We start from the raw sequence: 14,508 nt of genomic DNA, 5'->3' as shown, positions 1-14,508 counted from the left end.
CATAATATACATTATTGTAACTTTAACTAATTGATATTTAATAGATTATTTTTAAAGATGTATTATTCAATGATCTAAACTAAGTGATAGTATACAAAAACTGATAATGCAATGAGTAAACCCAATAAATTTATTGGTTATAGTCAGCTTTAAACTAAAGTGCTTTAAGGATAATTATTGAAAGATAATTATAAACAACTTACTTAAAAAGATGAAAAGAGCATTACCAGTTTTAAGTAAGTATAGAATTTATCATCAAAACCACTATAGGTAATACACAGCTTCATATTAATAATCAAATCATAGATGCAATAATGAAGAGTTACGTCAGAAGGAATTAAATTCAATAACAACCTAACTGCTAACTAGGGAAAAATGGCAATTTTTCATTTTGGTAATCTTAGCTCATAAGATACATTTTAAGTTGACGGCTTAAAAGATACTCAAACACATTTATCAACAAACACAAACAGACGTTGATACGAATCCTAAGGTTAACTCATAGTAAATTATGTGTCACAAAAACAGTAATTGTTGCCGTATATTTATTGCATGATAAAAAGTTCTATCATTTTATCATGCTCATCATTAACCAATAGTAAATCTGAATTTTTGAAGTTATTAAAAAACAGAAGTGTCAACTTCAGTTAATTTACCTTGTGATAATAATATTGCTCTCACATAAAAGTATTGTAAAACCAACACGAATGAAAATTTAAAAAATGAGATGAATTATCCTGATTAAAATTGATTAACGCATCTAAATTCTTTATAAGTGCGCATAATGTATATTATGTTAAATTGGATAATTATTGTTAATATATTGAATATTTTTAAATTAGTTACCACTTCTACTCTCACTTATTATTACAAATAATTTTTATATAATTCGTTTCATTAAATGACTTCGATAGATCACTAATACGAATAGTTTTATAAAAATTGTATTGATATGAAAAAAAACATTTTCAAATTATCTTAGATAAATCCTATATTTTTATAACTAAGCAATTTGTATAAATCGTAAAAACAAAAAGGATCTATTAGATCATTTATAAAAAATAATCATTCGGAATAATTGTTGTTTTAACCCAAAAATGGTAATCTTAACACATAAAATTAGAATTAAAGATATATCATCATGCAAAGCATTCATAAGCCATTACGATCGAACAGCTACTCTGTTCCTTGCGAATTATGTAGTATTGGCTCGTTATGTATTCCTCTATTGTTAAATGACAAATTAGGAACAGTTTTAGATCGCAAAAAGTCTTACTTGAAAGACGAAATTTTAGTATCAAAAAATACCGAATTTACTCGATTTTATATTATCCACTCTGGAGCAGTAAAAACCTACATCACAACCGCAGATAACAATGAACAAATCAATGGATTCTATTTACCAGGTGATATTGTTGGATTAGATTGTATTTCTACTAAAAAATATAATAATAATATAAAAGCGTTAACCGATACGTCTGTGTGTGAACTTAAATATGAAGAACTAATGTCTTTGATTGAGATAAATAAGAATGTTAGAGACTTGGTTTTTAAATTATTAAGTAATGATATTTATAATTATCAAAAATTAGTGTTATGTTATTCGCAATACAAAGCCGATGAGCGTTTGGCTATTTTTATTCACTCTCTTTATTTACGTTATGAACAGCGTGGTCATTCGTCGCTAAATATAAAATTAGCAATGAGTAGAGCTGATATTGCTAATTATTTAGGATTAACTATTGAAACAGTTAGTCGTAGTTTATCCAAATTTCAAGAGAAAAATATATTATCTGCAAGAGGTAAATATATTGTTATCAAAAATTTGAATGCCTTAATCGATTTAGGTAATTGAATTTATTATGTGTTAAAATAACTAAAATTTTACTGTAAGGTCTATTAAATATGACAAGTATAAAGAAAACTCTTATTGCAACGACTATTGCAATCATTCCTATGTATTCTTTTGCTGCACAACAATTAAATGAAGAACAAGCTAGTAGCTTACAATCTTTTAAACAAATTTCTGTTCGTGGGGCATTTTATACTGACACTGATTATGTAATGGCAATGTCTAGAGCTGCAGATAAAGAAGGTGCTGCTGCTTTTTATATAACAACGACAAATATTAGCCCATCTAATGATACCCTACGCATTGTTTATGCTAATTTATATAAAGCCGATGCACCTAAGGCCGTAGAAAAACCAGAGAATCTTCGCCGTTTCGAAGGTGTTTATGAATATCCTAAATCAAAAGCAATTCGACTTGAACCTTTTGATATTGTTCGTATTCGTGGTTACTTCCCAAGTGAAGTTGACATAAACCAAGCCATAGCAAAAGAAGCTTCTGCTAAAGGTGCTTACGGATTTTATATTGATAGTCGTTCTGAATTAGGCAGTAATTTACAAGTTGCAGCTTATTTATTTAAGAAAGATGCACCTGAACGTAAAATCCAACCTGAAAATGCCATACCGTATGACTCAGAGGCAGGACAACTTGCCTTAGCTAAAGGTGGCGAAGCAGCTATGCAAGTAGAACGTCCGGGGTATTATTCCCCTTCGGCATTTAATGAAAAATTTTATGCTGAGAAATTCAATAATAAAGTTATTGATAAAACCTCAAAAAATAATGTAACAACACAGTCTAGTGCTGAAGCAACATCAACACCTGCTGTTGCAACGGAGCCGCAACGAGTATCACGTTACACTGTAACACTTCCTGATGGACGTAAGATTCAAGAATTAAATGATGCCACTGCAGCTAAAATGGTCGCATTTGATACAGTAAAATTCAGAGGTTACTATGTAACAGATCAAGAAATTTCTTATCAAGCAGGTAAACGAGCAATTGATAAAGGTGCTAAATATTATCATATAGCTCGCATAGCTCAAGATACCAATGGTCCAAATATTACTGTTTTTGTTGATCTCTATCGATAATTTTAAAAAATTGGGCGCATTTGCGCCCCTCTTTTATTCCTATGTATCTATGTAAATCTTCCCAATCGATTTATTAGATCATAATTCAGATTTTACAGAATCAATTTGTTGCTTAATTCGTTTAGCTGATACTGGATAAGGCGTTCCAATTTGTTGGGCAAATAAATTGACTCTAAGCTCTTCAATCATCCAGCGTATATTAGTTACCTTTTCTTGTATTCTTTGAATTTCCGGCAAAGTATTCATCCAACTTTCGTATTGTTTTTCAACATCTTCAATTATAGCCATTGATTGTCTATCTTTAGCGATATTGGCTGAAAGTTTTTCAATCCGTTTTTCGATGGCCAATAAATATCGATAAATATCATTAAGTCTTTTGTACCCCGTTTGTGACACAAAACCTTTATATACTAAACAGCTAAGTTGTTTTTTTATATCTGATAAAGCAAAGGCCAAAGATAAATCAACACGTCCTTTTAATTTTTTATTAATGGCAAAATGCAACGTCAAAATTGCCTCAACTTGTTTAGCAATGTCAACGACAGTTTCATTTATGTGTACTTTGGTATAATTAAGTAGTTCATGATATTGATTTTCATTGTGTATGATTTGATTATTTGTTTCAATCAGATGATCAACACCACATGCAATACAATCATCGATAAGTGTTAAAACCGTACCAAATGAGTTAAAATAGAGTCCTAGTTTAGATTTATTAGGTAGCTTTTCGTGTAAATACTTAATAGGCGAAGGAATATTTAGCATAAGTAATCGCCTGATCCCCAATTTGGTTAATCGCTGTTGTTCCTGTTGATTATCAATTAATTTTATACTTACTGAATGTTGATTATCAATAATAGTGGGATAAGCTTTTACTGTATAATTTTTTTGTTTTTCTTCATAAATGGCTGGTAATGATCCAAAATTCCAGTCAGTCAGATTGTTTTGTTCTAATTGAACACTTTTTTTGCTTGTTAATGATGACAATGCTTGTTGAACTTGTTGCTTAAGTTGCTCTTTAAGTATAGTCAAATCTTTGCCAGAGGCTATTTCTTTATTATCGTTATCAACAATGACAAATGTCATCTTTAAATAATCAGGAATTTGATCTAACTGCCAATCCTCTTCGGTAATTTTCACACCGGTCATTTTTCTAAATTCATTTGCCAAGGTAGCTAACAAAGGCTGATCTGTTGTGCTTATTCTTGCTAAAAATGCGTCAGCGTAATTTGGTGCCGGTACCAGATTACGACGAAGTGATTTAGGAAGTGATTTAATTAATGATACGATAAGATCATGTCTAAATCCTGGTACTTGCCAATCAAAACTACTATTTTTTATTTGATTTAACACATTGATTGGTATTTTAATTGTGACACCGTCACGATTATGACCTATATCAAAATGGTAAATTAATGGTAATTTTAAATTATCTTGATACCAAAAATCAGGGAAGTCATTTAAATTAAACAGTTGTGCCGACTGTCTGATCAACATATTTTTTTCAATATCAAGAAAATTAGGATCAGACTTTTGCTTTTTACGCCACCAAGTATCAAAATGTTTAGCGGATATCACTGTCTTATCTACTCGTTGCTCATAAAAATTAAACAAATCTTCATCATCAATTAAAATATCTTGTCGGCGAGATTTATGTTCAAGATCTTCAACTTCTTCAATCAATTTTTGATTTTGTTTATAAAATTTATGATTTGTGACCCAGTCACCTTCAACAAGCGCATGACGAATAAAAAGCGTACGACTCAATACTGGATCAATTTTACTATAATTTACCAATCGGCTAGCTACAATTGGTAAACCAAATAATGTTACTTTTTCATTGGCTATCGTAGTCCCCTGCTTTTTAGACCACCTAGGTTCACTATAACTATATTTAACCAATTGCTTGGCTATCGGTTCAATCCAATCAGCTTCTATTTTAGCAACTGTCCTTCCCCATAATCGACTGGTTTCAACTAATTCACTCGCAATACACCATTTAGGTTGATTTTTAAAAAGTGCTGAATTTGGGAAAATTGCAAATTTAATATTTCGTGCGCCGATGTATTCATGTCTTTCGAGTTCTTTCATACCGACATGTGATAACAAACCACTAAGTAAAGCAACATGTAATGAACGATAATCAGCTACTTGACTATTAATTGGAAAAGCTAATTGTTTAATAGTTTGTCGGATTTGTGTATAGACATCTTGCCACTCTCGAATACGCAGGTAATTTAAAAATTCTTTTTGACATAAGCGTCTAAATTGATTGCCTGACAGCGTATTTTGTTGTTCCTTAATATAATTCCATAAGTTAATAAGTGATATAAAATCAGATTCTTTATCAGCAAAACGACGATGTTTTTCATCAGAGGCTTGTTGTTTATCAAATGGACGTTCTCTCGGATCTTGAATTGATAGAGCCGCGGTAATAATCATGATCTCTTTAGTACAAGCTAACCGTCTTGCTTCAACTAGCATTCTAGCTAAACGAGGATCTATAGGTAACTGAGATAAAATCTGTCCAATTTCAGTCAAATGATATTGCTGATGTTTGGTATATATTGCTCCTAATTCCTCAAGTAAGCGAATCCCATCACGAATGTATTTCGAATCAGGAGACTCAACAAATGGGAAAGCAGCTATATCCCCCAAACCTAATGAGGTCATTTGTAATATAACTGAAGCAAGATTAGTTCGTAAGATTTCTGGCTCAGTAAATTCAGGGCGAGATAAAAAATCTTGTTCATCATATAAACGAATACAGACACCATCTGATGTTCGACCACAACGACCTTTACGCTGATTAGCCGAAGCTTGCGAAATAGGTTCAATAGGTAAACGTTGTACTTTTGTTCGATAACTATATCGACTAATTCTAGCCAAACCCGGATCGATTACATATTTAATTCCGGGTACAGTCAACGAAGTTTCTGCCACATTAGTCGCAAGAATGATACGTCGATGAGTATGAGATTGAAAAATACGATTTTGCTCAGATACAGATAATCTGGCATATAAAGGTAAAATATCAGTATGACGAAGTTCTAATTTATTTAAGCTATCAGCCAGATCCCGAATCTCCCGCTCACCGGTTAAAAAAATCAGTATATCTCCATGACTTTCATTAGAGAGTTCATCAATTGCATCAATGATAGGCTGAAAATTGCTATTTTTTTCACTTTCATTATCGTTTTCGTCATAATACGGAGGGCGATATCTGACTTCAACAGGAAAAGTTCGACCGGAAACTTCAATAATCGGAGCTTGATTGAAGTGTTTAGAAAAACGTTCAACATCAATAGTTGCAGATGTAATGATTACTTTTAGATCGGGTCGTTTTGGTAATAATTGTTTTAAGTAACCTAATATGAAGTCAATATTTAAACTACGTTCATGCGCTTCATCAATAATAATAGTGTCATATTGCAATAACAGTTTATCTTGTTGAATTTCTGCAAGCAAAATTCCATCTGTCATTAATTTAATTAAAGTTGTCTCATTAACATGATCGGAAAATCTGACTTTATAACCAACGATCTGCCCTATTTCTGTTCCCAACTCTTGAGCGATACGAGTAGCAACTGAACGTGCTGCAAGTCTACGAGGTTGAGTATGACCTATATAGCCCTTAAGACCTAATCCTAACTCTAGACAAATTTTCGGAATTTGCGTGGTTTTTCCAGAACCTGTTTCACCAGCGATAATGACGACTTGATGATTTTTGATAGCTTCATAAATATCAGCTTTTTTTTCTACTACCGGTAAATTATCCGGAAAATCAATTTGCTTTGGAAAGGATAATAATCTAGATTGATAATGGTTAACAGCTTGCTGAATAAACGAATCAATCTCGCTAAGATTGCGACTTTTTCGCGCTAACTTTATTATTCTATGGTTATCGTAATAAGTTGTTGATTCTAAGAGTTTTGAGTGTTGTTGAGATAACATAAGGAGTCTAGTATATTTTTTTATTTGTATTGGGATTAATTATAGCAAATTTTACTTATCTTAGGAGTTTATATGAAAAAAACGATTTCCCTAATTATTTTATTTGCTGTTACATTTTTTATAACAGGATGTAATGACTCTACCTCTACCAAGATAATGGAAAAAGATCTTATGCATCATCGTTTTGTTCTCATTAAAGCGAATGGAGAAGATATTTCACCGGATAAACAAATTGAATTACAATTTGGTGAGAATATGAACATTTCCGGTAAAATATGTAATGATTTTGCAGCTAGTGTTGAGTTAAATAACAATATAATTAAAAGTTCCGAAATGACAATGACTAAAACACTTTGCAATGATGATCAACTAGATAAATTAGATTCTATAATAGAACAACTTATTACCAAAGGCGCAGAAGTTAGCTTAGATAAAGATCTATTGACTTTAAAAAATAAAGATAATGAGCTTATTTATAAACTTAAAGATCTGATGTGATTAAAACGTAGTTTATTCCTGAAAATACCTTGACAAACTAGTGTTTAGATTAAGGTATTTCAATTGTCACTTATTTGCTCAAACATGAATCATATTTATGCATAAAAAACTTTATTTAAAAAAAGGTTAAGACTATAATACGTCTAAATTTTATGGCTCCATATTATTGATGAAATTAGCTTATTCCTCAAACATTTTATGTGATTTCAGTAACTATTCTTCAGTTACTATTGCCCATTTATTTACCAATCATACCAATACTCTAACCTTGGTTTTATATAACCTTGGTTTAATTAAAATTTAAACATTAACCTTAACAACTAGTATAGTAGATAATATTATGAAAAAGACAAAAATTGTTTGTACCATTGGACCAAAATCCGAATCAAAAGAGATGCTAGCTAAGCTATTAAATGCCGGCATGAATGTAATGCGTCTAAATTTTTCACATGGTGATTATGAAGAACATGGTAACCGCATTAAAAATTTACGTGAAGTGATGCAAGAAACAGGCTTAAAAGCGGCTATCATGTTAGATACCAAAGGCCCTGAAATTCGTACTATCAAATTAGAAGGTGGTAATGATGTTTCACTTGTTGCCGGCCAAACATTTATTTTCACAACAGATAAAACTGTTGTTGGTAACTCTCAACGAGTTGCTGTTACTTATGAAGGTTTTGCCCATGATCTTAAACCAGGCAATCGAGTATTAGTTGATGATGGTTTAATTGCTATGGAAGTTAAAGAAATTAAAGGTAACGAAGTTATCTGTACCGTTTTAAATAATGGTGATTTAGGTGAAAACAAAGGTATTAATTTACCAGGCGTTTCAATCAAACTACCTGCATTAGCAGAAAAAGATAAAAATGACCTTATTTTTGGTTGTGAACAAGGCGTTGACTTTATTGCTGCTTCATTCATACGTAAGCGTTCTGATGTTGAAGATATCCGCGCACATTTAAAAACACATGGTGGCGAAGATATCAAAATTATCTCTAAAATTGAAAACCAAGAAGGTTTAGATAATTTCGATGAAATTCTAGATGCTTCTGATGGTATTATGGTCGCACGTGGTGATTTAGGTGTTGAAATTGCTGTTGAAGAAGTCATTTTCGCACAAAAAATGATGATTAAAAAATGTAATAAGGCTTCAAAACCTGTTATTACTGCGACACAAATGCTTGACTCTATGATCAAAAATCCACGCCCTACCCGTGCTGAAGCTGGCGATGTTGCTAATGCGATTATTGACGGTACTGATGCAGTTATGCTTTCAGGTGAAAGTGCTAAAGGTAAATATCCACTTGAAACAGTAAACGTCATGGCAACAATTTGTCAACGTACAGACAAAACAATTCCTGCTTCACTAGAGTTAAATGCAAAAGAAGGTACTTTAAGCATTACCTCAGCAGTATGTTGTGGTGCAGTTGAAATCGCTGAACGTTTAAATGCACCACTAATCGTTGTAGCAACTCGTAGTGGTAAATCTGCTCGTGAAGTTCGTCACTACTTCCCTAAAGCACGTATCTTAGCACTTTCATCTAGTCAAAAAACGGTTAATCAATTAGCAGTTTCAAAAGGTGTTGAACCGATTTTGATTGACTCAATTAACTCTACTGATGATTTTTATCGTTTAGGTAAAGAGATGGCAGTTAAAAACTGTGGTCTTAAACAAGGTGATATTATTGTAATGGTTTCTGGTGCATTAGTACCTAGTGGAACAACTAATACAACATCGGTTCATCGCATTTAACTATTATAATGCCATACTTATTGTGTATTAAATTATACTTAAGTATTCAAAAAATAAAAAGCTAGCTATATGCTAGCTTTTTTTTTAACTTAAGTTATCCTGTTATAAAAAAATATTATAAAGATTGTAAGAGATAAAAATGATTGAAGAAAAAGTGTATTTACCAAAAGAACTTAGTTGGCTGGCATTTAATCAACGTGTTTTACAAGAAGCAGCAGACAAAAGTAATCCACTTATCGAACGAATTCGTTTTTTAGGGATCTATTCCAGCAATCTTGACGAATTTTATAAAGTTCAATTTGCCAATTTAAAAAAATATGTACTGATTGAACAAGAACAATCGCACTCCTCTACATCAAACGCAAAACATCAATTATTGCGACAAGTTAATCAGAAAGTTATTCAACTTGAGTTACAGTTTGACCAGCTTTATAACGAATTGCTACTTGAAATGGCTAGGAACCAGATTTTTTTAATCAATGAGAGACAATTATCATCATATCAAGAGAATTGGATAAAAAATTATTATAAACAAAATTTGAGACAATATATTACCCCTATTCTCCTTGATAGCCATACTGAACTCATTCAATTTTTGAAAGATGACCATGCTTATTTAGCTGTTGAAATCATCTGTGAAGATAGCATTAGTTATGCTCTAATTGAACTTCCGACAGATCATGTTCCAAGGTTTGTTTTGCTGCCTTCAGAAACATCAACTAAAAATAAATCTATCATCTTTTTAGATAACATACTGCGCTATTGTTTATCTGATATTTTTAAAGTCTTTTTTGATGCTAAAGAGTTAAATGCCTATTCAATCAATATCAATCGGGATGCTGAATACGAATTAAATACTGAATTAGATAGTCTACTTGAATTAATGTCACAAGGTTTAAAACAACGTTTAACAGCACAACCGGTACGTTTTATTTACCAAAAAGATATGCCTAAGGCTTTATTTGAATTGTTAATTAATAAATTAAGATTAACTGAACAAGATGCTATGCCTGGTGGCCGTTATCCTAATTTTAAAGATTTAGTTCGCTTTCCCGACTTAGGTGGTAAAAATCTATTAAACAAACGATTACATAGCTTGGCATATAATCGATTCAAACAGTTTAGAAATGCCTTTGCCACCATTAAAGATCGTGATGTATTGCTCTATTACCCTTACTATTCATTTGGTCATGTTTTAGAAATCATGCGACAAGCTTCTTTTGATCCAACGGTGACACATATTCGTATGAATATTTACCGAGTAGCAAAAGATTCGCGTTTTATTCATGCTGCTATCAACGCGGCAAACAATGGTAAAAAAGTTACCGTTGTCGTTGAACTACAAGCACGTTTTGACGAAGAAGCTAATATCAAATGGGCTAAAAGATTGATTAGTAGTGGCATTAAGGTAATTTATTCCCAACCTAAATTGAAAATTCATGCCAAACTATTTTTAATAGATCGTAAAGAAAATGATAAAATTGTGCGCTATGCTCATATAGGTTCAGGTAATTTTAACGAAAAAACCGCACGGATCTATACTGACTTTTCACTACTAACGGCAGATCCAGCTATTACTAATGAAGTTATAAAGGTATTCAATTTTATTGAAAATCCCTTTAAACCAGTATCATTTAATTATCTGCTTGTTTCTCCCCAAAATACACGTTTACGATTTTACGAATTTATTGAACGGGAAATAGCCAATGCCAAAGCAGGAAAAACCTCAGGTATATACTTAAAACTTAATGCAATTACCGATAAAGAGATGATAGATCAACTCTATCGTGCATCATGTGCCGGCGTAAAAATAAGAATGATAGTACGAGGTACCTGTGTCTTAGTTCCACAAATTCCTAATTTAAGTGAAAACATCTATGTCACAAGTATTGTAGATCAGTATTTAGAACATGCGCGGGTTTATATCTTTGAAAATGATGGCCAAAAAGATACTTACATCTCTTCGGCAGACTGGATGCCCCGTAATTTAGATAACCGTATTGAAGTTGGTGTAAGAATTTTTGATCCAACGATAAAATCAACTATCCATGATATTTTTAACATTCAATGCAATGATAATGTCAAAGCACGCATTATTGATAAAGATAATATGAATAACTATGTACAAAGAGGTAATAAGAAAAAAATAAGAGCGCAACGTGTCATTTATGATTATTTAAAACAATTAGAAACCTTTAATAAGGATGTTTGAAAGTGAATGAATTTAATGAATATGCTGTGATTGATCTCGGTTCAAATAGTTTTCATATGGTTATTGTACGCAGTATTAATGGTGCTACACAAATTATTTATAAAAATAAGCAAAATATCCATTTAGCGACTGGATTAAATGCTGATTTAGAATTAAGTGAATCAAGTATCAAACGAGGAATTGAATGTCTTAATTTATTTGCAGAGAGATTAATTGGTTTTCCAATTGAAAACGTAAGAATTGTAGCCACTCATACATTACGTGTTGCAAAAAATCGACTGCAATTTTTAAATGAAGCAACCAAAGTACTACCCTATCCAATTGAGATTATTTCAGGACAAGAAGAAGCTCGTCTTATTTACTTAGGTACCATGACAACCGAATCCACTTCGGCAACGGATACGAAATTTGTCATGGATATTGGAGGAGGTTCAACTGAAATTGCGATAGGAAAAGGTAATGATTTAAAACCCGTGATTGTAGGTAGTCGGCCTATGGGATGTGTAACTTATACCAAACAATTTTTTCCTGAGCAACGCATCGACAAAGCATCATTTCAACGAGCAAAGCTAGCTGCAGAACAGCAAATAGAAGGCATGGTTAATACCATAAAAAAACAAAATATAACAATTGCTTTTGGTACATCAGGAACATTTAAAAGTATCTACAATATCTTATTAGATCTCGGTGTGAGTGACGGTATTATCACCTCGCAACGATTAAATGACCTGATTAGTTATGTTCTAGAGTTTAAATCTTTTCATGATATTGATTACCCTTCTCTTTCTAAAGAAAGAAAAAACGTCTTTGTCGGCGGATTAGCAATATTTAGTGGCGTTTTTAATGCATTAGGTTTAGAAGCTGTACATTACAGTCCAAGTGCATTACGTGAAGGTGTTTTATATGAACTAATTGATGGTCCTAATTACCGTGATGTCAGACAAAATACGGCTGAATCACTTTCTCAACACTATAATATTGATGAAAGCCATGCCAAACAAGTGGTTAAAACTGCAAAATATCTATTCAATCAATGGAAAAATCAAGCATCAATTTCTATCCCTCCTAATTTAGAAGCCATATTATATTGGGCGGCACAATTACATGAAGTAGGATTAAAAATAAACTTCTCTTCTATTCATAAACATTCCAGCTATATTTTGAAAAATAGTAATTTACCCGGGTTTAATGAAGAGCAACAATTATTGTTATCGACATTGGTACGTTATCATAGAAAATCAATAAATATGAGTGATTTTCCTTATTTTAGCTTATTTGAATACAAACACATTATTCCGTTATTACAAATTCTTAGACTTTCTATTTTAATTAATAACCAACGCAATGCTGATCTCAACATTGAAGCTTTTGAACTAAAAATAGCAAATAAGGAATTAAGCAAAATCACATTGAAAATCAATAAAAGATTTGTTGAAAGTAATAAATTGATTTTACTTGATTTAGAGCAAGAACAAAAATATTGGAAATCGGTTAATGACTGGAAATTATCGATTGAAACCTGCTAATTTAATAACAATATGAATTCACTATATAAACAATAAAAATACCGCCAATGACAGTTGGCGGTATAAAAACAGATATATTGCAAAATAGATTTTTAGCAGTAATTATCAACCTAGTCCGATAATCTTCCACCACAAAATACCTACAGTAAACACAATTAATAAATTAACTACACTACAGATAAAACCTACTTTCCACCATGTTTTTACTGGAACAAAACCTTCGGCAAAAAGTAAAGGATTTCTGGCATTAGCAAATTGGGTAATTGAGCCAAAATAGTTAGTACAGATAACTAATGCAAAAATAGCTATGAATGTAGGCACACCAAGTGCAATTGCCACAGATAAAAATACAGGGAATAATGCGGCAATATGTGCATTACCACTAGCAAAGAAGTAATGTAAATAGACATAAGCTACACATAAAATAATCAAAACAACAACCCAACTACTTTCACCTAAATGACCTTGGACGGCTTTACCAATTGTGTCACCTAACCATCTAGTTACATTTAGTTTATTCACTTGACCTGCCATCATTAATAAAGCGGCAAACCAAATCAGTGTATCCCATGCTGCCTTCTCACCTTTTATATCATCCCAGCTTAATACGCCAGTTAATATTAGTATAGTTAAACCAATAAAAGCTGTGGTTGTTCCTTCAATGCCAAAGTTATTACCGAAAATCCATAATACCAGTAATAAGATAACAGTTAGTCCCATAATAGTTTCTTTAAGACTTATTCTGCCCATTTTTTTTAACTCATCAGCCGCTAATTTAGGTGCTTGAGGGGTTTTTTTAAGTTCTGGATTGGTTAATAAATAAATGACAATAGGAATAACAATAAATGAAACTAAGCAAGGAACTATAGCCGCAATAAACCATTGTCCCCAACCTAAAGTGATACCAAGTGACGTTGTCACTAGTTTGGCTGCCAATAAATTCCCGGTAAAAGCAGTTAAAAACATAGCCGAAGTAATATCATTGACATGACTAATCGTTAACATCAAAAAAGTACCAATTCGATTTCTTGACTCATCTTTAGGATTAGAATTAAAGTTAATCGATAAGGCCTCAGCAATAGGATAAATAACTCCCCCGGCACGAGCTGTAGTACTTGGAATTGCAGGCGCCAAAGCAATATCGGTGACTGATAAACCATAAGCTAATCCCAACGTATTTTTGCCTAAAATCTTAACCAAATAATAAGCAATACGTTTGCTTAATCCTGTTTTTATAAAACCTCGAGCGATCATAAATGCAATAACGATTAGCCAAATAAGGCTACTATTTAATTCACTCAAAGCGATTTTTATCGAATCAGTTGCATTCGTCGCACCTGAAGGTCTTAGTACTGCAAACACAGTGATCGCCAATAGACCGATAGCCCCAATAGGCATTATTTCAGCCACAATACAAGCAATAGTTGCTACAAAAATGATACTTGTATGCCAACCTTCAATACTTATGCCTTCCGGAGGAGGAACAAATAACCATAATACTGCCGAAATAGCAGCAATAATGATTAGTGGTAACCATTTTACTGGTGGTTTTTTCACTATATTCATAGTAGTTTCCTTTTAATTTAATTCACTGAATTTTATTCATAATCAAATATAGACACTGT

The 14,508-nt window shown here is 32.2% G+C and carries 8 protein-coding genes; 6 read left to right on the top strand and 2 right to left on the bottom strand.

What is annotated here, in order from left to right:
* The first annotated feature begins 1,141 nt into the window (after positions 1–1,141).
* On the top strand, positions 1,142–1,855 hold the full coding sequence (locus tag A9G11_RS04280; RefSeq protein WP_065618290.1) for a helix-turn-helix domain-containing protein: 714 nt from the start codon (positions 1,142–1,144) through the stop codon (positions 1,853–1,855).
* A 50-nt stretch (positions 1,856–1,905) separates the two neighbouring features.
* A complete protein-coding gene (locus A9G11_RS04275; RefSeq protein WP_065618289.1) occupies positions 1,906–2,940 on the top strand; it encodes a YdgH/BhsA/McbA-like domain containing protein in 1,035 nt (344 codons plus the stop codon).
* A gap of 78 nt (positions 2,941–3,018) precedes the next feature.
* Here the strand turns inward: A9G11_RS04275 and hrpA are convergent, their stop codons facing one another.
* Positions 3,019–6,894: an ATP-dependent RNA helicase HrpA gene (gene hrpA / locus A9G11_RS04270; RefSeq protein ID WP_081298414.1), complete on the bottom strand. Its 3,876-nt coding sequence runs from the start codon at positions 6,892–6,894 to the stop codon at positions 3,019–3,021.
* Positions 6,895–6,966: 72 nt separating this feature from the next.
* Between hrpA and A9G11_RS04265 the strand changes: the two genes are divergently transcribed.
* The 4 genes from A9G11_RS04265 to A9G11_RS04250 all read left to right on the top strand — a co-directional run bounded on the left by A9G11_RS04265 (position 6,967) and on the right by A9G11_RS04250 (position 12,883).
* Complete coding sequence (locus tag A9G11_RS04265; RefSeq protein ID WP_065618288.1) at positions 6,967–7,392, top strand: META domain-containing protein; 426 nt, start codon at positions 6,967–6,969, stop codon at positions 7,390–7,392.
* A 340-nt stretch (positions 7,393–7,732) separates the two neighbouring features.
* A complete protein-coding gene (pykF, locus tag A9G11_RS04260) occupies positions 7,733–9,145 on the top strand; it encodes a pyruvate kinase PykF (RefSeq protein WP_065618287.1) in 1,413 nt (470 codons plus the stop codon).
* A gap of 139 nt (positions 9,146–9,284) precedes the next feature.
* Positions 9,285–11,357 (top strand): polyphosphate kinase 1, encoded by a 2,073-nt coding sequence (gene ppk1 / locus A9G11_RS04255; RefSeq protein ID WP_065618286.1) that lies wholly within the window; start codon positions 9,285–9,287, stop codon positions 11,355–11,357.
* 56 nt (positions 11,358–11,413) lie between these two features.
* Positions 11,414–12,883: a Ppx/GppA phosphatase family protein gene (locus tag A9G11_RS04250; protein ID WP_081298415.1), complete on the top strand. Its 1,470-nt coding sequence runs from the start codon at positions 11,414–11,416 to the stop codon at positions 12,881–12,883.
* 105 nt (positions 12,884–12,988) lie between these two features.
* Here A9G11_RS04250 and A9G11_RS04245 read toward each other — a convergent pair whose 3' ends face one another.
* The gene (locus A9G11_RS04245; RefSeq protein WP_065618284.1) at positions 12,989–14,449 is read right to left on the bottom strand and encodes a DASS family sodium-coupled anion symporter; all 1,461 of its coding nucleotides are present in this window, start codon (positions 14,447–14,449) and stop codon (positions 12,989–12,991) included.
* Positions 14,450–14,508: the final 59 nt, after the last annotated feature.

Source organism: Gilliamella sp. wkB108 (genome assembly GCF_001690195.1).
Taxonomy (GTDB): Bacteria; Pseudomonadota; Gammaproteobacteria; order Enterobacterales; family Orbaceae; genus Gilliamella; species Gilliamella apicola_L.
The sequence above is the reverse complement of the archived record's forward strand: the minus strand, read 5'-3'. Positions and strand labels throughout refer to the sequence as shown.